Source organism: Streptococcus viridans, from assembly GCF_900636365.1.
Taxonomy (GTDB): Bacteria; Bacillota; Bacilli; order Lactobacillales; family Streptococcaceae; genus Streptococcus; species Streptococcus viridans_A.
Map to the genome: position 1 here is coordinate 1,404,616 of NZ_LR134266.1, position 21,995 is coordinate 1,426,610.

18 protein-coding genes are annotated in these 21,995 nt (G+C 42.6%); 3 read left to right on the plus strand and 15 right to left on the minus strand.

The features are described from left to right. Positions 1-30: 30 nt before the first annotated feature. Positions 31-600, minus strand: coding sequence for a GNAT family N-acetyltransferase (locus EL081_RS07345; protein WP_126404645.1), 570 nt, complete (start codon positions 598-600; stop codon positions 31-33). 207 nt (positions 601-807) lie between these two features. Here EL081_RS07345 and ald point away from each other — a divergent pair, with 207 nt between their 5' ends. Further along, complete coding sequence (ald, locus tag EL081_RS07350; RefSeq protein ID WP_126404647.1) at positions 808-1,920, plus strand: alanine dehydrogenase; 1,113 nt, start codon at positions 808-810, stop codon at positions 1,918-1,920. A 66-nt stretch (positions 1,921-1,986) separates the two neighbouring features. Here the strand turns inward: ald and EL081_RS07355 are convergent, their stop codons facing one another. The 8 genes from EL081_RS07355 to rplK all read right to left on the minus strand — a co-directional run bounded on the left by EL081_RS07355 (position 1,987) and on the right by rplK (position 12,817). Then, positions 1,987-2,985 carry a PhoH family protein gene (locus EL081_RS07355; protein WP_185946450.1) on the minus strand — a complete coding sequence of 333 codons (999 nt, stop codon included), beginning with the start codon at positions 2,983-2,985 and terminating at the stop codon, positions 1,987-1,989. 91 nt (positions 2,986-3,076) lie between these two features. Further along, positions 3,077-3,292 (minus strand): YozE family protein, encoded by a 216-nt coding sequence (locus tag EL081_RS07360; RefSeq protein ID WP_023023987.1) that lies wholly within the window; start codon positions 3,290-3,292, stop codon positions 3,077-3,079. A 10-nt stretch (positions 3,293-3,302) separates the two neighbouring features. Next, positions 3,303-4,157: an RNA-binding virulence regulatory protein CvfB gene (gene cvfB / locus EL081_RS07365; protein WP_126404649.1), complete on the minus strand. Its 855-nt coding sequence runs from the start codon at positions 4,155-4,157 to the stop codon at positions 3,303-3,305. 106 nt (positions 4,158-4,263) lie between these two features. Next, positions 4,264-4,821: a ribosome recycling factor gene (frr, locus tag EL081_RS07370; RefSeq protein ID WP_006595853.1), complete on the minus strand. Its 558-nt coding sequence runs from the start codon at positions 4,819-4,821 to the stop codon at positions 4,264-4,266. Between the two features lie 18 nt (positions 4,822-4,839). Further along, positions 4,840-5,571, minus strand: a complete 732-nt coding sequence (gene pyrH, locus EL081_RS07375; RefSeq protein ID WP_006595852.1) for a UMP kinase — start codon at positions 5,569-5,571, stop codon at positions 4,840-4,842. A gap of 539 nt (positions 5,572-6,110) precedes the next feature. After that, positions 6,111-11,450, minus strand: a complete 5,340-nt coding sequence (locus EL081_RS10150; RefSeq protein ID WP_232011388.1) for an accessory Sec-dependent serine-rich glycoprotein adhesin — start codon at positions 11,448-11,450, stop codon at positions 6,111-6,113. A 154-nt stretch (positions 11,451-11,604) separates the two neighbouring features. After that, complete coding sequence (gene rplA / locus EL081_RS07395) at positions 11,605-12,294, minus strand: 50S ribosomal protein L1 (RefSeq protein WP_006595851.1); 690 nt, start codon at positions 12,292-12,294, stop codon at positions 11,605-11,607. Between the two features lie 97 nt (positions 12,295-12,391). Next, positions 12,392-12,817: a 50S ribosomal protein L11 gene (rplK, locus tag EL081_RS07400; RefSeq protein WP_006595850.1), complete on the minus strand. Its 426-nt coding sequence runs from the start codon at positions 12,815-12,817 to the stop codon at positions 12,392-12,394. A gap of 161 nt (positions 12,818-12,978) precedes the next feature. Between rplK and EL081_RS07405 the strand changes: the two genes are divergently transcribed. Continuing rightward, the gene (locus tag EL081_RS07405) at positions 12,979-13,323 is read left to right on the plus strand and encodes a DUF3397 family protein (protein ID WP_126404650.1); all 345 of its coding nucleotides are present in this window, start codon (positions 12,979-12,981) and stop codon (positions 13,321-13,323) included. Between the two features lie 53 nt (positions 13,324-13,376). Here EL081_RS07405 and EL081_RS07410 read toward each other — a convergent pair whose 3' ends face one another. From EL081_RS07410 to EL081_RS07435, 6 genes are all read right to left on the minus strand, one after another. Then, complete coding sequence (locus EL081_RS07410) at positions 13,377-15,722, minus strand: HAD-IC family P-type ATPase (protein ID WP_126404651.1); 2,346 nt, start codon at positions 15,720-15,722, stop codon at positions 13,377-13,379. Positions 15,723-15,806: 84 nt separating this feature from the next. Further along, positions 15,807-16,193, minus strand: a complete 387-nt coding sequence (gloA2, locus tag EL081_RS07415) for an SMU1112c/YaeR family gloxylase I-like metalloprotein (protein ID WP_006595847.1) — start codon at positions 16,191-16,193, stop codon at positions 15,807-15,809. 101 nt (positions 16,194-16,294) lie between these two features. Then, positions 16,295-18,649, minus strand: coding sequence for a DNA translocase FtsK (locus tag EL081_RS07420; RefSeq protein ID WP_126404652.1), 2,355 nt, complete (start codon positions 18,647-18,649; stop codon positions 16,295-16,297). Positions 18,650-18,749: 100 nt separating this feature from the next. Beyond that, the gene (locus EL081_RS07425) at positions 18,750-19,025 is read right to left on the minus strand and encodes a hypothetical protein (RefSeq protein ID WP_164555440.1); all 276 of its coding nucleotides are present in this window, start codon (positions 19,023-19,025) and stop codon (positions 18,750-18,752) included. 163 nt (positions 19,026-19,188) lie between these two features. Next, positions 19,189-20,109 (minus strand): hypothetical protein, encoded by a 921-nt coding sequence (locus EL081_RS07430; protein WP_126404654.1) that lies wholly within the window; start codon positions 20,107-20,109, stop codon positions 19,189-19,191. A 63-nt stretch (positions 20,110-20,172) separates the two neighbouring features. Further along, complete coding sequence (locus EL081_RS07435; protein WP_185946485.1) at positions 20,173-20,955, minus strand: hypothetical protein; 783 nt, start codon at positions 20,953-20,955, stop codon at positions 20,173-20,175. Positions 20,956-21,148: 193 nt separating this feature from the next. Between EL081_RS07435 and EL081_RS07440 the strand changes: the two genes are divergently transcribed. Beyond that, the gene (locus EL081_RS07440; protein ID WP_126404655.1) at positions 21,149-21,973 is read left to right on the plus strand and encodes a peptidylprolyl isomerase; all 825 of its coding nucleotides are present in this window, start codon (positions 21,149-21,151) and stop codon (positions 21,971-21,973) included. Positions 21,974-21,995: the final 22 nt, after the last annotated feature.

The window sequence follows — 21,995 nt, forward strand, 5'->3', positions numbered from 1 at the left end:
TGGAGATAGGCCTTTTGTCAATATCCTGACTCATTTTTCTGCCAAATATTCTTCCTTAGTGAGGACATAATGGACTCTCGTCACCATTCTCCCTTCTTCATGCAAGTCTAGCATCGCGTAGGGCTCCTCGTGAGAATATTTCATCCCTGATTTGGCCATCACCCGTCCAGAAGCTGGGTTGTCCTTATCATGAACAGCAATGAGCTTGTTCATCCCTAACTGTTCAAAAGCCAAGGCAATGACTGCCTTGGTAGCCTCTGTCGCAAGACCTTGGTTCCAATAGTCTTTATTCAGAACATAGCCGATACTCCCCTTCTTCAGACAAAGATCCAAATCCAGTAAATCAATAGTCCCGATAAATTTTCCATTCTCTTTGAGCTCGATCCCCCATCTTCCAAGTGGACTCGCTAGGTAAAAGAGGGCAATATTATTACGCGTCTCTTCTATACTTTGATTGGTTGCAAAGGTATAGCGCGTAACTGTCTCATCAGAAGCATACTCAAACATAGCTGGTGCATCTTCAAGAGTGACCGGACGCAAGTGCAAACGCTCTGTCTCCACTTCACGATAAGCCGCTAACTTCACATATAAATTTTCCATTTGACACTCTTTCTTTAGGTAGTAGTTTAGCAGAAAACATAAAGGAAGACAATCTAAAATTTTTTCTTGATTTTTGATTAGCTTTTATATAAAATAAAACCATTCGGTTAAAAAATTGGGATGAGGAGTGAAAAGGTCATTGAGTTAGGAGAGCAATCTCACACCAATGGCCTTTTTACACTTATATCTAAGCAAGGAGAAATAAACATGTTAATCGGTATTCCAAAAGAAATTAAAAACAATGAAAATCGTGTCGGTTTGACACCTGCAGGCGTACACAGCTTGGTTGGAAAGGGCCATCAAGTTTTGGTGGAAACAAATGCTGGACTTGGTTCTGGCTTTGCTGATGAAGATTACAGCAAACAAGGAGCGACCATTGTCGCAACCGCTGCAGAGGCTTGGGCCGCTGAATTGGTAGTTAAAGTAAAGGAACCCCTCGCTGAAGAATACGGCTTCCTTCGTGAAGACCTCTTGCTCTTCACCTACTTGCACATGGCTGCTGCTCCTGAATTAGCAGATGCCATGGTCGCTGCTAAGACAACTGGTGTAGCTTACGAAACAGTGCGAGACCTTGAAGGACAATTACCACTCTTGGTCCCAATGAGTGAGGTCGCTGGACGGATGGCCGTGCAAATCGGGGCTCACTTCTTGACCAAACAGGAAGGAGGTTCAGGCGTCCTCCTAGGTGGTGTACCTGGTGTTCCAAAAGGAAAAGTCACTATCATCGGAGGCGGGGTCGTTGGAACCCATGCTGCTCGTATCGCTCTTGGACTCGGTGCCCAAGTCACCATCTTGGATATCAGCGCCAAACGCTTGTCTGTCCTAGAAGATGTCTTCGGTCATCAAATCCAAACCCTCATGTCCAACCCATTTAATATCGAAGCCAGTGTCCGTGATGCCGATGTTGTCATCGGGGCTGTCTTGATTCCTGGGGCTAAAGCTCCTAAATTAGTAACAGACGATATGGTCAAACAAATGCGTCCAGGTTCCGTCATCGTCGACGTTGCAGTTGACCAAGGTGGTGTTATCGAAACAGCAGACCGTGTGACAACGCATACGGAGCCTGTTTACGAAAAACATGGTGTGCTCCACTATGCCGTTGCTAATATCCCAGGGGCTGTCGCTCGCACTTCTACTATCGCCCTTACCAATGTAACCCTTCCTTATGTAGAAGCTTTGGCTGACAAAGGCTTCCATAAGGCCATCGCACTTGATGAAGGCTTGCGCCAAGGGGTCACTACTTACCAAGGCCATATCACAAGCCAACCAGTTTCAGAAGGTCTAGAACGCGACTTCACTCCAATCGACGAATTGGTTTAAACTATCATATATTCAAAGAATTATCGTCAATTTAAGGCAAAGATCCTCTGATCTTTGCCTCTTTTTTTATTCCGTTTCTTCTTCCACATCCAGTTTTTCTTTGAGCACTGGATTTGGGAGGGGCTCGTAGGCCCTGATAATTTCTGCTACAACAGGATGGCGAACAACATCCTTAGCAGAGAAGTGCACAAAATCAATCTGAGAAATATTTTTTAACTTCTCCTGGGCATCAATTAAGCCGGATTTGACATTTCGAGGAAGGTCAATCTGGCTAGTGTCTCCATTGACAATCATCTTGGAGTTGAAACCAAGACGGGTCAAGAACATCTTCATCTGCATGATGGTTGTATTTTGCGCTTCATCGAGAATGACAAAGGCATCATCCAAGGTCCGGCCCCGCATATAAGCTAAGGGAGCTATCTCAATAATCTCCCGCTCCATCATCCGAGTGGTCTGGTCCTTGCCCAAGATTTGATAGAGGGCATCATAGACTGGACGTAGATAAGGGTCTACCTTTTCCTTGAGATCCCCTGGAAGGAAACCGAGGCTCTCTCCTGCTTCCACGGCTGGGCGAGTCAAAATAATGCGCTTGACTTGACCACGCTTGAGGGCGGTCACGGCTAAAGTTACCGCCAAGAAGGTCTTCCCAGTCCCTGCTGGTCCAATCCCGAAGGTCACATCATGGTGCTTGACACTATCTACATAAATCTTTTGACCTAGCGTTTTGACCCGAATGGGCTTGCCGTAGCTATCCTTGATGATTTCTTCTTCATACAAGGCCACGAACTTATCCAACTCATCATTACGAACCATTTGAATAGCTGTTACAACATCCGGCGTCCCGATAGTCATGCCACGATTCACCAAGATAAGCAAAGCCTCAATAACTTGTCTGGCTTTTTCACAATCTTCTTCTTGACCGATGACCTGGACAATTTCTGTTCGGGCATGGATGATCACATCCAACTCCTGCTCCATCAAACGCAAGTGACGTTCATTGGATCCAAATAGATGGAAGAGATCATCTGGATGACTTAATTGAATATCAATTGAATGTTCTTTCAAATAAAGAACCTCTCTATTTCTGTAAGTTTTCTCTATTATAACAAAGAGACCGAGAATTGACCATCCCCGGCCCACTTTGATTCTCTTGTACTTAATGACCTAGGTATTCTTCCCAAATTGCATCAAAATCTCCTAGATTAAAGGAGAAACTGGCATGCTCTTCCAGAAAGCGACTGACTTCATCAAAATCATCTGTATGCTTTGGAAAGGCTGTCTCATGAAAGGCCAAATCAGCCAGAAGAGCCTTGGGAGCATTGCTTTTGGGATTGCGCTCTGTCATCAACCAAGTATAAAATGATTTTCGCATAGGACTCCTCTTATTTTAATTCTGTACCAAAGGCATCCTGTGTGATTTTCCCTGCTTTCATCAAGCCTCCCAGAGCTTTTTTGAACTGCCCCTTGGAAATGCCAAAGGTTGCCTTAATATCTTCTGGGGAGGACTTATCATTCAAGGTCATAAAGCCTCCGTTGTTTTCTAAATATGCCAAAATCATCTGTGCATCGTTTTCCAGCATTTCAAACGAGCGTGGCTTCAAGGATAAATTCAAGGTCCGATCCACCTCTCGGAAACCAATAACCCGGGCATCTAGGACTTGTCCCAAACGAGGTTCGGCAAAGCGCTCACTTGGATGGATAAAGCCTAACATATTGTTCTCAGGTAAGTAAACAAAGGTCCCTGAGAGTTTTAAGCGATAGACGATAGCCGGCCAGTTCTGATTCTGCATATTGTTGTAGGCTGGACGAGCAATCCGTTGGAAGTCTTCTTGGTAGGCCAAGACACCCCAAATCCGGTCTTTTTTATCGACTTCCAGGCGAACAAAAAGTTTATCCCCTTTTTTAGGCCATAGTTCCTTGATCTCAGGCAAAATATCCAGAGAGACGACAATCTCCTTGTCAGGTAGACCAGTATCGACAAAAACACCCAGGTCCTTACGAACTTCTGTCACTGTCCCCCAACCAAATTGGTCCTGACGAGCTGTGACTTCAAGTGTGGTCAGGCGCAAACGTTGCTTCATATCCGTATAGGCAAAGCCCTTGACGGACTCTCCAAGAGCATGCTCTCCTTCAGACTTGTCCAAGGCATAGGTTTGCCCATCCTTTTGGACAAAGTAAAAACGGTCATTCTCATCCGTAACAAGGCCCACGATATCATGTGCGAGATTGGTATTCATTTCTTCCTTCTTTCTAGCTAATGATGATCAATAGCCCCTTAATGGAAATAAAACCCAGCCAGCAGTGCCAACTGAGTTCATTTCCTCTGTAAACTGCTGGAAATGATTAGACTTCAAGCAATTCTTTTTCTTTGTGAGCTGTCATTTCATCGATATGTTTCACAGCATCATCCGTTACTTTTTGGATTTCTTTTTCAAGACCCTTCAATTCATCTTCAGTGATTTCTTTTGCTTTTTCTTGTTTCTTAGCTTCATCCATAGCATCACGACGGATGTTACGGATCGCTACCTTAGCATTTTCACCAACTTTTTTCACTTCTTTGGCCAAGTCACGACGGGTTTCTTCTGTCAAAGCTGGGATGACCAAGCGAATGACCGAACCATCGTTAGCCGGAGTAATACCAAGGTCAGAAGCATTCAAAGCGTGCTCAATATCTTTCAATGAAGACTTGTCAAAAGGCGTGATCAACATCACACGGGCTTCTGGAATCGTGATAGATGCGATTTGATTCAATGGAGTATCAACTCCGTAATATTGAACATAGATACGGTCCAAGAGACTTGCGTTTGCACGACCTGCCCGGATACTTCCAAATTCACGTCCCAAACTTTGGTGAGACTGAGACATTCTTTCTTTAGCTTTTTCTACGATTGGATTTGCCATTTTATTCCTCTAACTTCCTTATTTTTCTACATTATTAGAAACGGTAGTACCGATATTTTCTCCAAAGACAACGCGTTTGATGTTACCTGGCTCATTCATGTTGAAAACGACTAAGTCAATATCATTATCCATTGAGATGGTCGATGCTGTCGAATCCATGATACGAAGGCCTTTGTTGATGACATCACGGTGAGTTAATTCTTCAAACTTCACAGCTGTCTTGTCTTTCTTTGGATCAGCATTATAAACGCCGTCAACACCATTCTTAGCCATCAAGATTGCGTCTGCTTCAATTTCAGCGGCACGAAGAGCAGCCGTTGTATCCGTTGAGAAGTATGGAGAACCAATGCCTGCACCAAAGATAACAATACGCTCTTTTTCCAAGTGACGAAGGGCGCGGCCACGGATATAAGGCTCAGCGACTTGTTGCATGGCAATCGCTGTTTGGACACGCGTATCTACTCCAACCTGTTGAAGAGAATCCGCCATCACCAAGGCATTCATAACTGTTCCAAGCATTCCAGTGTAATCTGCTTGAACTCGATCCATACCTGCTTCCGCCGCAGGTTCTCCACGCCAGAGATTTCCTCCACCGATAACGAGAGCAATTTCAATTCCAAGGTCATGAACTTCTTTGATTTCAAGGGCCATCTTTTGAACCGTTTTGATATCAATTCCGACACCCCGTTCACCGGCTAACGCTTCACCTGATAACTTAATTAAAATACGTTTATACTTAGGTTCTACCATTTTGTCACTCCTTTTATGATCTGTATTATTTTACCACAAAAAGCGTTTTTTATATAGTAATATCTATCAAAAAAATTTTAACTTATCCACTGAAAAGATATTCATTTTTATCCTACTTTTTCTAAAGGACCTAGATTTAGGTAATGAAACTTTTTTACATATGTGATTTAAGGATTGTCGCTTTTATCAATCATCAGTTCATCAACAATCATATGATCTTTTCCAGATGATTATCACTCTGAATCAGGTTAGCTGCTACTATAATATTTAATTTCAAATAAGTAATTTAAACTTGCATTTACTTTCTTGATTATAAGAAAAGAGCCCCCTTTTTTTAGATAAACAGTATAAAACTTTTAAACTGTTTATGGTGGGAGGCTCGTTTTATATCAATTTAATGCTTCTTAGTTAGGTGTATGACTAGTTGAAAAAGGGGAGTGATCATCCCCTTTTTCAAGGCTTTAAGGCCTATTCTAGTCACCAATTAGAACTGCCGTTTTGAATGAAGCCAAATCAATCATTCACCAAAGGAAGAAGAATTATTTTTCGTCTTCCTCTTTACGACGTCCAAGTGCTGCCAATCCTACAAGTCCTGCAACTAGTCCGAGTACAGTTGATCCGACAGATGTAGTTTCACCAGTATTTGGAAGTTGTTCTTTAGCTGGTGTTGACTCTACTGGTTTACCTGATGTTGGGTCCACTGGTTTACCTGGTGTTGGATTCACTGGTTTACCTGGTGTTGGATCCACTGGTTTACCTGGTGTTGGATCCACTGGTTTACCTGGTGTTGGATCCACTGGTTTACCTGGTGTTGGATCCACTGGCTTATCTGGTGTTGGATTCACTGGCTTGTCTGGAGTTGGCTCTACAGGTTTGTCTGGAGTTGGCTCTACTGGCTTATCTGGAGTTGGCTCTACTGGCTTATCTGGAGTTGGCTCTACTGGTTTATCTGGAGTTGGCTCTACAGGCTTATCTGGAGTTGGCTCTACAGGCTTGTCTGGAGTTGGCTCTACAGGTTTGTCTGGAGTTGGCTCTACAGGCTTGTCTGGAGTTGGTTCTACAGGTTTGTCTGGAGTTGGTTCTACAGGCTTGTCTGGAGTTGGTTCTACAGGCTTGTCTGGAGTTGGTTCTACAGGTTTGTCTGGAGTTGGTTCTACAGGTTTGTCTGGAGTTTCCTTCAGTTTGTATACATAAGTGACATTCTTATCGCCTTCAATCACTTTACCAGTTGTTGGGTCTGTTGACTTCAAGTGACCTTCTTTATCAACTTCACCTACTGTGTAGTTACCAGCTGGTACCAATTCGTAAGTCTTGCCTTCGAATTCAATCTCTTGTGGACGGTTGTCTACAACTGTGTCGTAGTCTTTGTCTACTGGTTGAGCTTTTTCGTCAGTAACATCTTCCTTGATTGTCTTGCCTTCTGTATCCACATAGTGAACATAGACGTTACCCTTAGGCTCAGCTGGGGTTTCCTTCACTTCTTTATAGACGTAAGTGATGGTTGATTTTGGTTTGTCAACTTTACCTTTAACTGGATCAGATGATTCCAAGTGTCCATCTTCATCAACTTTACCTACTGGGTAATCACCTTTCGGTACGATCTTATAGGTCTTACCATCTGGTGTCTTGATAGTATTTGGTTTCTCACCTTCCTCAGTGGTGTTATATGGTGTGTCATATGGTGAGTTTGGTGTATCTTGACGAGGTTTTTCGATTTCCTTACCATTTTCGTCTACGTATGTGATGATGACTTCACCCTTCTTAGGCTCAGCTGGAATTTCCTTCAGTTTGTATACATATGTGACATTCTTATCACCTTCGATCACTTTACCTGTAGTAGGGTCTGTAGACTTGAGGTGACCTTGGTCATCCACTTCACCAACTGTGTAGTTACCCGCTGGTACCAATTCATAAGTCTTGCCTTCAAACTCAATCTCTTGTGGGCGGTTGTCTACCACTGTATCGTAGTCTTTGTCCACTGGTTGAGCTTCTTCGTCAGTCACATCTGACTTGATGGTCTTACCTTCTGTATCTACATAGTGTACGTAGACGTTACCCTTAGGCTCAGCTGGGGTTTCCTTCACTTCTTTATAAACGTAAGTGATGATTGACTTAGGTTTGTCAACTTTACCTTTAATTGGATCAGATGTTTCCAAGTGTCCATCTTCGTCAACTTTACCTACTGGGTAGTCCCCTTTCGGTACGATCTTATAGGTCTTACCATCTGGTGTCTTGATAGTATTTGGTTTTTCACCTTCCTCAGTGGTGTTATATGGTGTGTCGTATGGAGAATTTGGTGTATCTTGACGAGGTTTTTCGATTTCCTTACCATTTTCGTCTACGTATGTGATGATGACTTCACCCTTCTTAGGCTCAGCTGGAGTTTCCTTCAGTTTGTATACATATGTGACATTCTTATCGCCTTCGATCACTTTACCTGTGGTAGGGTCTGTAGACTTGAGGTGACCTTGGTCATCTACTTCACCAACTGTATAGTTACCCGCTGGTACCAATTCATAGGTCTTGCCTTCGAATTCAATCTCTTGTGGGCGGTTGTCTACCACTGTATCGTAGTCTTTGTCCACCGGTTGAGCTTCTTCGTCGGTCACATCTGACTTGATGGTCTTGCCTTCTGTATCCACATAGTGAACATAGACGTTACCCTTAGGTTCAGCTGGAGTTTCTTTGAGTTTGTATACATATGTGACGTTCTTATCGCCTTCGATCACTTTACCTGTAGTAGGGTCTGTAGACTTGAGGTGACCTTGGTCATCCACTTCACCAACTGTGTAGTTACCAGATGGTACCAATTCATAAGTCTTGCCTTCAAATTCAATCTCTTGTGGACGGTTGTCTACCACTGTATCGTAGTCTTTGTCCACTGGTTGAGCTTCTTCATCGGTCACGTCTGACTTGATGGTCTTGCCTTCTGTATCCACATAGTGAACATAGACGTTACCCTTAGGTTCTTCTTTTTGTTTGTATACATACGTTACATTCTTATCGCCTTCGATCACTTTACCTGTGGTAGGATCAGTAGACTTGAGGTGACCTTGGTCATCCACTTCACCTACTTTGTAGTTACCAGCTGGTACCAATTCATAGGTCTTACCTTCGAATTCAATCTCTTGTGGGCGGTTGTCTACTACTGTATCGTAGTCTTTGTCCACTGGTTGGGCTTCTTCATCGGTCACGTCTGACTTGATGGTCTTGCCTTCTGTATCCACATAGTGAACATAGACGTTACCCTTAGGTTCTTCTTTTTGTTTGTATACATACGTTACATTCTTATCGCCTTCGATGACTTTACCTGTGGTAGGATCAGTAGACTTGAGGTGACCTTGATCATCCACTTCACCTACTGTGTAGTTACCCGCTGCTACCAATTCATAGGTCTTACCTTCGAATTCAATCTCTTGTGGGCGGTTGTCTACTACTGTATCGTAGTCTTTGTCCACTGGTTGGGCATCTTCGTCGGTCACATCTGACTTGATTGTCTTGCCTTCTGTATCCACATAGTGAACATAGACGTTACCCTTAGGTTCTTCTTTCAATTTGTAGATGTAGGTAATATTCTTATCTTCTTTAGCAACTTCTCCAGTTGTAGGGTCTGAAGACTTGAGGTGTCCTTGGTCATCTACTTCACCAACTGTGTAGTTACCTGCTGGTACCAATTCATAGGTTTTGCCAGCTTTTTCTATTGTTTGTGGGCGGTTGTCTTCAACTGTGTCATAGTGTTTGTTAACTGGCTGTTGATCTTCATCTTTTACTGAATCTTTGATAGTATTACCTTCAGTATCTTTATAGTGAACGAAGACATTTCCTTTTTCATCTGTTTTACGGTAGTAGTGCGTTACATCCGTAGAAATTTCTTTAATAGATGGAAGAGAATAGTTATTAAAGAATGATGGATATCCAGACGCTTTATCCCCTGGTGTGTTCCCACCAATGATATTAGAAGTGTTGTTTCGAACAGGGTCTACATCCGCTGAGAATTGCGGTGAATCGGTAAAGGCATCCCCTGTAGCTTTATTGTACCAACCACTCAAGCGCACATTCCCATTTCCACCATCCGTATAAGTTGCTACTTTAAGATGGTATTTTCCATCCTTACTGTCAACATATCCGACCTCTTTAGGTTCAGTTGCTGTTCCAGCAGGGGTTGGCTTGCCTCCTGGCTTAACAGGATCTGAGGTATACAATAGTGTATAGTTGGTTAAGTCAAGCGTATTTACATCTGTAGATGGATTATACGAGGCCACTTTTGATGGGTCTAAAGCGTACAATTTGACAACTGATGTACCGTCTTTATCGACTTGCTCTACAATCCGTTTGACATAGTAGTGAGCACGTCCACCTTGGAGTTCTAGGTATTTAGCTCCGACACCGCCTAGAGAACCTGCCATATCCTTTTCAGCATCCGTACGTACGAACTCGTAGCCTTCAAATGAACGCGGATTAGATGCCTTGTAGTCCTGGCTTTCAATACCTGTCTGGCTGTAGGAAGCTAATTCTTCATTCGTACCTTCCACTTTATAGTGGGTAGTATGGGTTACTTTTTCAATTGGGATAACTGTTTGAACATTTGGTTTTGTTTCTCCAACATTTCCTGGTTTAACCGTATCACGAATTTGAAGAATGTGGTGTTTATATTTATCATCAGAAGTTGGACCAGCTTCACGGTTATTGGTCCAAGTTCCTAGAATTTGCGAAGATTCCCCAGTAGTATAATCAAATTGAGGGGCATAAGTAGGATTTTCTTTCACCAAGGTGCTAAATTGGAACGTTGAATTGGCAGTCATATCCAATGCTTCCACTTCTTTACCCGTCGCTTTTTCTACTAAACGAGCATGAACTGTTGGCGTCTTTGTCGTTCCTACAGTAGAGCGATCTACTGAGAAGGTTACATAATAGCCACCATTGTTATAGGTAACACCACCTTGATTAGCTGCACCTTGCCAGTTTTGAAGATCCCAAATAGAATAAGTATAGCGATCTGCATTTGGATCCAATTGATAATTTGCATTGTTCCATGCTGGATCCTCAATTGAAGCTCCATTTGGTTCATCCATTATTGGAGAAACAGATGGTGCTGTCAGAGTAGTTGAAGTTGAAAGAGCATCCAACTGAGCAGAAACTGCTGGTGCGCCATTAACAGTTGTATTTCCTTTGAAACCTGCCGCCTTCAGGGTTACCATCATGTCATCTACTGACTTGTTCAAGCGTTCTCGTTGTTCAGCATATGATTGTGGTTTTACTTCAGAATTGCTCGAAGCTTCTTTTGTTGGCAATTCAGCTTGAACTTTTGCAACAGCCTCTTTGATAGCAGCTTTCTGCTCTTCATTTTGATGGGTTGAAGCATATTTTTCTGCTATTTGATTCAATAAAGCTGCTTCAGAAGCATTTTGTTCCAAGATTGCTTTATCATCCGATGCTACAGCACTTTCGACCACTTCAGATGAGCTTGCTACTGAAGGTTTTGTTTCTGTAGCAGTTTCATTTTGAGGGGCTGAGACTTCTTTAGAAGCTTCTTCAGTTAATGAAGCTGCTTCAGTTGAAACGGATGGAGCACTCACTGCTGTAGAGGAAGAAACTACTTCGTTTCCTACTTCATCCGCAAAGGTAGTATTTGCAACTGTGGTAGCACTTAGAACTGCTGCTGCCACTACGATCCCTTTTAAGAGATGACGGCTCTTAGCAGAAACAGCATCTTCACGCACCTCAGCTACAACTGTCTCTTCGACTTGACCACGAATCACTTTGAGCAAACCAAAGTTTGAAGTAGCTGCACGCAACCAATTCTTACCCGACTTGATCAATTTGAAACGAGTCACTCGATCAGTTTCACGGAATTCTCCGTTTGAACGTTTAAAAATCATTTGATTCTCCTTTTTTTTGTTTTTCAACTATATTATACCCTTTTCCTGTACTTATGCAAGCGTTTTAATATCTATCGAATTTATCATCAAGTTAGAACCTTCTAAATCATTCAAACGAACAAAAAAGCTACCCGAAGGTAGCTTTGATTTCTAATTAAAGTGAGTTAACATCCACTTTGATACCAGGACCTTGAGTTGTAGTCAAAGTCAAGCTAGTTACGTAAGTACCTTTAGCTGTAGCTGGTTTTGCTTTTTGGATAACATCGTTGAAAGCTTTGAAGTTTTCAACCAATTTATCAGCGTCAAATGACACTTTACCGATGATGGCTTGAACGATACCTGCACGGTCTGCACGGTAAGTGATTTTACCACCTTTAGACTCTTCAACTGCTTTTGCAACATCCATTGTTACAGTACCAGTTTTAGGGTTTGGCATCAAGTTACGTGGTCCAAGGACACGTCCAAGACGTCCAACAAGAGCCATCATGTCAGGTGTAGCGATAACTACATCGAAGTCCAACCAACCATCGTTGATTTTCGCAACAAGGTCATCTTCACCTACGAAGTCTGCACCAGCTGCTTTTGCTTCTTCAGCTTTTGCACCACGTGCAAATACAAGAACGCGAGCAGTTTTACCAGTTCCGTTTGGCAATACCATTGCACCACGGATTTGTTGGTCAGCTTTTTTCACGTCGATGTTCAAGTTGTAAGCAACTTCTACAGTTGCGTCAAATTTTGCAAAGTTAGTTTCTTTTGCAAGAGCTACAGCTTCTTCTACGCTGTATGCTTTTGTGCTGTCGATTTTTTCAAGTGCAGCACGAAGTTGTTTGCTTTTTTTAGCCATTTTATCTTTCTCCTTGTAATGTGGTCATATCGATTTTCATCTCCCACGTCACTCGTCTCATGATCAAGTGTATTGCGGGCAAATAGGATTGTTACAATTAGTCAGTAACAGTGAATCCCATAGAACGAGCAGTACCTTCGATCATACGCATTGCAGACTCAATGTTTGCAGCGTTCAAATCTGGCATCTTAGTTTCAGCAATTTCTTGTACTTGTGCACGAGTAACTGTTGCAACTTTCGTTTTGTTAGGTGTACCTGATCCTTTTTCAACACCTGCAGCTTTTTTCAAAAGAACAGCAGCTGGTGGTGTTTTTGTAACGAAATCAAATGATTTATCTTCATAAACAGTGATCACAACTGGGATAATCATACCAGCTTGGTCAGCTGTACGAGCGTTAAACTCTTTAGTGAATCCCATGATGTTGATACCTGCTTGACCAAGTGCTGGTCCAACCGGTGGAGCTGGAGTAGCTTTACCAGCAGGGATTTGCAATTTTACAAGTTTTTCGACTTTTTTAGCCATTTCTTAAATCCTCCTTTGTGGTTTTGGCGGTAATTACAGATTTTTACCTCCCACAAGTATGCTCTGCGCATACCTTTCTATTATACACTATTTTCTTCCGAATGCAAGAAAAAATTTCATTTCCATCACACTTTTTTTTACTTTTGTGATAAAATGGAGGTATGTTAATAAAAGTTGCTTCCCTTGTATTTATTTTTTTGACCCTGATTCTCAGTGGGATTATTATTCGAGTCTTTAAACTGCGACGTTATGGCTTGAATTTTGCCGACCTGGCTTTTCCTCTTTTTGCGCTAGAATACTATTTAATTTCAGATGCGGCTTACTATCATAATTTGTTGCCACAATTGTTATTGGCCTTGTCCCTTTTAGCTATTGGCTTAACCATTTATTTTTTGAAAAAGAGACGTAGTTTTTACTATCCGAAATTTTTTAAGTACTTTTGGCGAGCAGGCTTCCTCACTACCTTCTTCCTTTACCTCATTATGACGATCAGTCTCTTCATCTGATCTATAGCAACAATAAAACGGTATGAACTAAAATCATAGTTCATACCGTTTTTCTATTTGTTTCTGGACTTATGCAGATGGGTCACTAAGGAATAAATAAGACGATTCATCAACCATAAGACTCCTTCCATGATCAGTCCTAGGACAAGGGTCATGATCCAGCCAGTCAGATGAAGATGGCTGAGATTAAAAATGGGAGAAAATACAAAAACCGACAGGCAAAATCCAGCTATATTCAGAAGGATGATGCCCAATTTTACATGATTAAAGGGAAGGCTGAGTTGGTACACTTTTGTAAAGCCAATCAATGCCAGCAAGTAGATAGAGATGGTCGAAATTTCTCCCTGACTTAATGCAAGGAAAGGACCCAGAACCACAAGGAAAAGGACTGATATGAGATTGGTCAAGGCAGCTGGAAGAGCTTGCTCTATCACGGTTTCAATAAAGTCTCCTTCTATCCGGGCACAATTCTTCTCCAAGGCCAGCAAGAAACCGGGGATTCCAATGGTAAATCCACTGATCAAGGACATCTGAGAAGCCTGGATGGGATAGGTGAAACTAAAGAGAATAGCCAAAATAGCCAATAAAATTGAAAAAATATTCTTGACCAAAAAGAGACTCGCAGAACGTTGAATATTGTTGACCACTCGGCGACCTTCATCCACAATAGATGGCATGTGAGAAAAGTCCGAATCTAAAAGCACAACCTGGGCCACCTTTTTGGTCGCATCATGTCCCGTATTCATGGCAATACTACAATCTGCCTTTTTCATAGCGAGGATATCATTGACCCCATCTCCTGTCATGCCAACCTTATGACCATCCGCCTGCAAGCTCTCTATGAGAATTTGTTTTTGTTCTGGACTAACTCGTCCAAATACGGTGTAGGTCCGTGCTGCATCTACTACCTCCTCACGCGTCTTGAGCTGACTAGCATCTACCACTTGATCCGCATGAGGAATATTTGCTTTCTGAGCAACGGCAGCAACTGTAACAGGATGATCCCCTGAAATAACCTTGATGGTCACCCCTTGTTTTTGGAAATAGGCGAAGGTTTCAGGAGCAGTCGACCGAACAGGATTCTCCAAGACTATGGCTAGAAGGGGAAGGACTGGAGCTTCTATTACTTCCGTCAGCTGTTCACCCTGGTAATGCCCCAAAATAAGGACACGCGCTCCTCGTTCAACCTCTCGTTGCCACACTTCTTGGTAAGCATCGAGATCATCTCTGAGCAAAACATCCGGTGCTCCTAATAGGTAGATCCCTTCTTGGAACTGAAGGCCCCCAAATTTCTTCTTAGATGAAAAAGGAAGACGATCTTGAACGGGCCATACTTGGGTGGGGTGGACGGAGTGAGACTTGCGAATGGCCGTAATGGTATCATTCTGATCTTCACTTGCCTGAAGGTATTGACTTAATATTTCTTTGCCTTCTTTTTCAGCTAGCGCCAGAGGGAGGAACTCACTCACCTGCATCCTGTGTTCGGTAATGGTCCCCGTCTTGTCTAGGCAGAGGACGTCTATACGGGATAGGGTTTCAATTCCCTTCATACTGTTGAGTAGGACCTTTTGAAGGGCTAAACGGGTTGCTCCTAGCACCAAGGCCAGAGTCATTAAGAGGTAGAGTCCCTCTGGGATCATCCCAATGATGGCACCGACCATAGAGGTGATGCTAACTTTGAGGGATTCTTGATTTCCTAGATAACTCTGCAAGAACAAGAGCAAGCCAATCGGGATGAGAATCATTCCGATCATTCGGACAAGGCCGTCCACTGCATGAACCATTTCAGATTCTTCGTGTCCCTTGACTTTCTTGGCTGAGAGACTCAGCTGATTAATATAAGACGCATCTCCTACTTGTTCCAAGACGGCAACTGCCTGGCCTGAAATGACAAAACTTCCTGACATGAGTTTCTGATTCTCACCTTTAGGGATTTCATCTGCTTCACCTGTTAATTGAGACTCATCGACCATGATCGAACCGTCTAGAACTTTGGCATCTGCATAGATCTGATCCCCTGCTTGGAACAAGACGACATCCCCCTCTACCACCTGGTCGACAGAAAGGTCCAGTCGTTCTCCCTCACGAATCACTCGAGCTTTCTCCACTTGAAGAAGGCGCATCTTATTCAAAATCCGACGAGACCGCAATTCTTGAACAATCCCAATCAAGGAGTTAACGACGACAATAGGAACAAATAACATATTGTTCCAAGACCGTACTAGTACCAATAAGATAGCTAAAATACCAAAGACCAGGTTGAAATAAGTAAAGACATTTGAATAAACAATCTCTCTCGTCGACTTTTCAGCCGTGATGGTCACTCGATTTTGTTTTCCTTGTCTGATTCGGCTTTGGACTTGCTCATTCGTTAGCCCGCTATATCGCTTCTCTTCCATATATACTTCTTTCTTTTATCTATATCCAGTTTAGCAAAAAGGCTGTCTTCTTGCTTGGGACTAGAGACCGAAGATTTTTTATACCTACTCGTGGAGTTCCAGAGGCAAGCCATCTGGATCAAAGAAGAAGGCCATTTTGCGCCCATCAAAATCATCCACTCGTAGCTCTGTATGAGGGATCCCTAATTGGTCAAACTCTACTAAACAGGCTTGAACATCTTCTACTCGAAAAGCCAGATGACGAAGGCCTGTATGCTCTGGATGAGGGAGAAAGGGTCTCTTGGGGGCATCTGGTTTGATAAATATTTCCAAGGTCAGGTTTCCCTTTCGAATGTTAAAGAGAATATCCTGCTTTTCTGGTCGATGGTGTTCGTCTAAAGGTTCAAAGCCTAACTTATCTACATAGAATTCTCTGGTTTTGTCATAATCGTGGCCAATAATGGCAATGTGGTGAATGGTATCGAGATGCATCTGCTGTCCTTTTCTTTTTTATCGTAAACAAAACCTGCCCCTTGTACAGGCAGGTTTTTGCTATTGTCAAATATCTCATTCCTTCTTCATCTAAAGAAAGACTAATTGGTCTGCAAGACCTTTCTTGGCTTGGTCCCTTCAGCTGGTCCGATGACACCTGCTGCTTCCAAGTCTTCCATGAGGCGAGTGGCCCGGTTAAAACCAACCGATAAACGACGCTGAATCATCGAAGCGCTGGCTTTTTGAGTTTCAATCACGAGCGCCTTTGCCTCTTCAAAGAGAGGATCGCCTTCGTCTGAGCCACCCATACCTCCATCAAAGTCAGACTCAGATACTTCACCTGGATCGAAGGCATCATCATAATCCGCTTCAGCCTGTTCTTTGACGAAGTTGACAATCCGCTCCACATCATCATCAGAGATAAAGGAGCCCTGCAGACGGATCGGATGATTTTCATCAATCGGTTTAAAGAGCATGTCTCCGCGACCAAGTAGTTTCTCCGCCCCATTTTCATCCAAGATGGTCCGTGAGTCGGTCCCAGATGATACCGCAAAAGCGACACGGGAAGGCACATTGGCCTTGATCAAACCTGAGATAACATCAACCGATGGCCGTTGAGTCGCAAGGATCATGTGGATCCCTGCCGCACGCGCCTTCTGTCCAAGACGAATAATAGCATCTTCCACTTCTTTACTTGCCACCATCATCAAGTCTGCCAACTCATCGACAATGACCACAATCAATGGAAGTGGTACTTGCTTCATCTCAGACTGGGTATTGTACTCCGCGACCTTGGCATTAAAGCCAGCAATATTCCGAGCACCCACTTTCGAGAAGAGTTCATAGCGATTTTCCATCTCATCGACAACCTTTTGTAGGGCCCGACTGGCCTTGCGTGGGTTGGTCACAACTGGAATCAAGAGGTGAGGAATATCATTATAGACAGAAAGCTCCACCATTTTTGGATCGACCATCATAAATTTGACTTCGTCCGGACGGGCCTTCATCAAGATACTCGAAATGATCCCATTAACCGCTACTGACTTACCAGATCCGGTAGAACCTGCTACCAAGAGGTGAGGCATCCGTGCCAAATCAAAGGTCCGAGCTGAACCATCTACAGCCTTCCCAAGAGGAATCTCAAGGAGTTTAGCTGGGTCTGTTTTGGACTGCTCCCACAATTCACGGAAGGAGACCGTCGCAATCTCTGAGTTGGGCACTTCAATTCCGACCAGAGACTTCCCTGGAATCGGTGCTTCAATCCGCACATCCTTGGCTGCTAGGGCCAAGGCTAAATCATCTGCCAGGTTGGAGATGCGGTTGACCCGCACACCGACAGCCGGTTTGACTTCATACTTAGTGACAGAGGGGCCGATTTCCGCCCGTTCCACTGTCGCCTTGATGTTAAAGCTTGCAAAGGTTTCTTCCAGAATGCGGATATTCTGACGAACGATGTTCTTCTCTTTGGATTGGTTTTTCGGTTTGTCAGGTGCGAAGAGATCAATCGTTGGAAGTTTGTACTGAAGGAGTTCCTTAGGTGTGAAGTCCACAGTGACTTCTTCATCCACATCCTCCTCTTCTGCGACGTCCTCCAGCTCCTCTGGGGAGCCGTCCGACCATTCTTCCGAGTAGCCTTCCTCTTCATTTGGTAGATAAATTTGAGGGTAGGCCTCCTCTGCAGGTACTTCTGTTTCGGTCACAGGTTCCATGACCTCACCTGTCTCAAGATCTACAGGATAGCCTTCTGTACTCACGGGACTAGCTTCTGCAAGTTGCTCGATGCGGGCTGCCTCCTCTGCTTCTGCTTGAAGGGCCTTCTTCTCTTCACGCTCGACAAAGCGCTCTTGGCGACGAATTTCTCGTTTTTCCATAAAGGAGTGAAAAGCTGCGACAGCCTGCTCATACAAATCATAAACCGAATAAGAACTCATCAAGAGAAGTCCTAATACGATCAAGAGTCCTCCAATGAAATAAGTCCCGATGTTCGAGAGCAAGAAAGCAATCGGCGTATATAAGATTGCTCCTAGTAGTCCTCCTCCTGCAAAAGAAGAGACGCGAAGGTGCACGAGGTCCCCTAAGATACGTGAGAAGGTTGACCCGAAAGAAGAGCCTTCAAGTTTCAAGAGGGAGACAAAGTAAGCTTGATAGATCAGTAGTAAGCCTGCAAAAAGACTTAAAAAGCCAGACAAGGTCCCCTCATGCTTCTCAATCCATTTGAAAAAGAAGAGGTAGACAATAACAGCCGTCATCGCTACGTAAGCCAGACTACCTACCAAGAGACGGATAAGGTTGTAGGTCACTAAGCCTAAGGCCCCTAATCGTAAAAAGGCGAAAATGAAGACGAGAGTTAAGACAATCGTCATGATCATTCGGCGAATTGCTTTTTTTCTTTCTATTTCTGCTTTAGACAGTCGTCTTGTCGACCGTGTTTTTTTTGATTGATTATTGTTTGCCATAACCTTTATTATACCACATTTCTAGACTAGTTCTCTAGTAAAATCCTTTTCTCTCATCTGCGAAAGCAACAAAAAAACAGTACCTCACAGGCACTGTTACCTATAGATTTTTCTTTGGGTGGCGGTCGATGATGGCTTGATGCTCTTTCAGCGCTTGTTTTCCTTTTTCCGTCAACTGAAAGCCCCGAACTGTGAACTCTTGTGCCAACTCTTCTTCGGTAAAGTAATTCGCTAAAGCTTGGTTCAAATCGGCTGCTTTCATTTTGGACAAGCCCGCGACTCCCTTCTTTTTAAGAATGGCTTTTTTCATGGTCGCATTGATTTGGTCCAGCGAATCAAAAGCGGATTCGATAACAACATACCCCTTATCTACCAAAACCTTCACATGTTCCGAGCTTTGGATCCAACAACCAAGCTTCCAAGTCTCTCTCAGGCGAAATATAAGGTTTCACCTCGTGATCTGCATAAAATTTTTCTAGTATATCTGAAATAGTTGTCATCCTTTTCATCTTTCTTTTTTTAAAAAATAGACTGTATCCTTACCAATCTCTTTCAAGATGAGTCCATTCGGCAAACTCTTGATAAGTCTCCAATACTTTAGTTTGCTTCTCCCCATCATTACTTTCATATGTTCCAATCACTTCTAATTTATCTTGACCAAGTGGCGCAAACCAATGCCTAAGCATTTGGTAGGATTCTTCTACGGATATTTTTCTCTTCCGAAATGCTACCACCATCTTATCTTCTTTATTAGCCTTTCCTAACTGAATAAACTTAGAGTAGTCCTTTTCAAAGTTGATACAGTCACAATACGGATAAGAGAAGATAAAGAAATCATTTCGGTTATATACATTACTATTATTAATGGCGTCTCCAAGTGATGTTAAGTTATGACTAGTGGGGTAATTGCTTTTGAGTAATTTCTCTGTCGTTTCGCCCACTATTTTATTGGAATCCAAGTCCATTTTAACGGTGATTCTGTTCTTTTTTTCATATTGTTGGAGTGTCAACAATAAATATTCCTTTTCATCCTCAATAACTATATTTCCTTGAAATAACAAATAAAAGTTTTTATCATAATTCTTAACAACTTGGTAGAGATCAACCTTTTCAGGTTTCTTATCTAGATAATCTAAATCATAAACAATCGCATGCCAAGTCCAACCTTTTTTGGGTTCCTCGTCTATTCCTTCATTACTTGCAGTCCGTGTTCCTAAAACTAAATAACGATCACCAATTGATGCCCATCCATTAAGGGAAGTGAAATCTTCAGAGCCTCGAAAGGAAATTATTCGTTTCTCTTCATCTAGATAGTGTAATTCTTTGATCGATCCTGCATCATACTTTTCCCATTTAATTTTATGTTCATTTTTTTGAAGGTCTAAGTTTTTCTTATAGACTATCATAGAGATAGATAGAATCGATATTAGAAGTAAAGCTACAATTTTCCATTTTTTCATTTTCAACATCCTCTTTTTAACGACTAGACAGTCATTATAGTTCGTCTAAATCTCTCTTGATCCCTATTTCGACTGGAAAGGAGATACACGGTTGTCCTCATCCTTCAAGTATTGTTGCGCCTTTTGAACGATATAGAGCGACTCATCTTCTGAAACTAACTTGCGAAAGAGCTCTTCCGCTCTAGACTTATCGCCTTTAAGAGTAGCATTCAAGGCTTGGTAGTAGATAATCTCTAACTGCTGGTATTTGAAATCATTGCTTAAATCTTCGAAATAGTCATTGCTTTGGTGGGCAATGGTTAAATCATAAAGAGCGAGACAGACCTTTCTTGTTTTCTCAGCTAGTGTAGGGTCTGTAATGGTCAATCCATTTAACTGAGCCTCTAGCTCCTCTCTAGACAAATCAGGATCTGTTAGGACGATTGATCGCATGAGATAACTCTCAAAAAAGTTCTTATATTTTTGCGGTAGTTCCTTCTGACTGAGTGCTTCTCTAGCTTCTTTTATGACAATATCGAAATCTCCCATCATAAAAGAATAAGCGACTGATGTCAGCTTCATATCGATCTGTAAAATGGGCTTTTTCACATTCTTGTTCAACTGAAGGTATTGCTGCCAAAAAGCTAAATCTAAGTCTACATGGAGCAAGGTGTTGCACTTGTTGGTGTAGCTCTTCTTAAGCAAGTAGATAAATAAAAACAAGCCTGCAAGGACCAATAAGAGGCCAGCAGTCTGAAGAAGGGTATCTCTGACCACGAACCCAATGCAAATAATCAAAAGCATTGCCAAGACGCCTGCAGATCTAATATAGAGTCTATAGTTTTTGCGTAGAGTTTTATAATCCATCATTTAGCCTCCTATCCATGATTTGTTTTATTTTAGGAATTCGTTCATTTTCCAACAAAACAAGTTACCTCCCATCATACCTCATTTTTCATAGGCCCGCAAGCTGAATATCGCCTCATCCAAAGGATAGATTTGAATCAAATGGAAAATTAAGGTACAATAGAGGGTAGACTAATGTGTTGAAAGGATTAATATGAAAAAATTAATTGCCCTACTTGTATTTTCCGGTTTAGCTTTGGCAGGATGTGGCTCTAATCAATCAGATACAAAGACATCCTCTAGCTCGGCTTCAGAAACTAAGCAATCAACTACTTCTAGCGTAGATGCTAGTGAACAAAAGAAATTAGATCAGCTTCGTAAGGATATCCAAGATGCGATGACCAATGAAAATGCGGTCTTTCCTCAGCTCTCCAACGAAGTTGCTGAAGATGAAGCTGTCGTGAAAATCACGACCAACAAAGGGGACATTACCGTTAAGCTCTTTCCGAAATACGCACCTTTAGCCGTTGAGAATTTCTTAACCCACGCTAAGGATGGCTATTATAATGGCCTCCTCTTCCACCGCGTGATTAATAACTTTATGATCCAAACAGGAGATCCTAAAGGAGATGGTACAGGTGGTGAGTCCATTTGGAAAGGAAAAGATAGCTCTAAAGATTCAGGAGCAGGCTTTGAAAATGAATACTCTCCTTACCTCTACAATCTTCGTGGTGCTTTAGCCATGGCCAATTCCGGTCCAAATACAAATGGTAGCCAATTCTATATTAACCAAAATAAAGAAGACTGGTCCAGCAAGCTTCCAACTGAGCGCTTCCCTGCTAAAATCATCGAAGCCTATAAGAATGGTGGAAACCCTACCCTTGATGGTGGGAACTACACTGTCTTTGGACAAGTCATCGACGGCATGGATGTAGTCGACAAAATTGCCGAAGTTGAAACGGACGACAAAGACAAACCAAAAGAAGATGTCAAAATTGAAAAAATGGAAATCGTAAAAGACTACGATTTCAAGAAATAAGCAAAAGAGAACCGCACGGTTC

What these genes read in the sequence shown, in the direction of transcription:
- EL081_RS07420 (WP_126404652.1), bottom strand. Translation starts at nt 18,649, where the DNA reads ATGGCAAACAATAATCAATCAAAAAAAACACGGTCGACAAGACGACTG.
- gloA2 (WP_006595847.1), bottom strand. Translation starts at nt 16,193, where the DNA reads ATGCATCTCGATACCATTCACCACATTGCCATTATTGGCCACGATTAT.
- EL081_RS07435 (WP_185946485.1), bottom strand. Translation starts at nt 20,955, where the DNA reads ATGGATTATAAAACTCTACGCAAAAACTATAGACTCTATATTAGATCT.
- ald (WP_126404647.1), top strand. Translation starts at nt 808, where the DNA reads ATGTTAATCGGTATTCCAAAAGAAATTAAAAACAATGAAAATCGTGTC.
- EL081_RS07410 (WP_126404651.1), bottom strand. Translation starts at nt 15,722, where the DNA reads ATGGAAGAGAAGCGATATAGCGGGCTAACGAATGAGCAAGTCCAAAGC.
- rplK (WP_006595850.1), bottom strand. Translation starts at nt 12,817, where the DNA reads ATGGCTAAAAAAGTCGAAAAACTTGTAAAATTGCAAATCCCTGCTGGT.
- rplA (WP_006595851.1), bottom strand. Translation starts at nt 12,294, where the DNA reads ATGGCTAAAAAAAGCAAACAACTTCGTGCTGCACTTGAAAAAATCGAC.
- EL081_RS07430 (WP_126404654.1), bottom strand. Translation starts at nt 20,109, where the DNA reads ATGAAAAAATGGAAAATTGTAGCTTTACTTCTAATATCGATTCTATCT.
- EL081_RS07345 (WP_126404645.1), bottom strand. Translation starts at nt 600, where the DNA reads ATGGAAAATTTATATGTGAAGTTAGCGGCTTATCGTGAAGTGGAGACA.
- EL081_RS07360 (WP_023023987.1), bottom strand. Translation starts at nt 3,292, where the DNA reads ATGCGAAAATCATTTTATACTTGGTTGATGACAGAGCGCAATCCCAAA.
- EL081_RS07440 (WP_126404655.1), top strand. Translation starts at nt 21,149, where the DNA reads ATGAAAAAATTAATTGCCCTACTTGTATTTTCCGGTTTAGCTTTGGCA.
- EL081_RS07405 (WP_126404650.1), top strand. Translation starts at nt 12,979, where the DNA reads ATGTTAATAAAAGTTGCTTCCCTTGTATTTATTTTTTTGACCCTGATT.
- EL081_RS10150 (WP_232011388.1), bottom strand. Translation starts at nt 11,450, where the DNA reads ATGATTTTTAAACGTTCAAACGGAGAATTCCGTGAAACTGATCGAGTG.
- cvfB (WP_126404649.1), bottom strand. Translation starts at nt 4,157, where the DNA reads ATGAATACCAATCTCGCACATGATATCGTGGGCCTTGTTACGGATGAG.
- pyrH (WP_006595852.1), bottom strand. Translation starts at nt 5,571, where the DNA reads ATGGTAGAACCTAAGTATAAACGTATTTTAATTAAGTTATCAGGTGAA.
- frr (WP_006595853.1), bottom strand. Translation starts at nt 4,821, where the DNA reads ATGGCAAATCCAATCGTAGAAAAAGCTAAAGAAAGAATGTCTCAGTCT.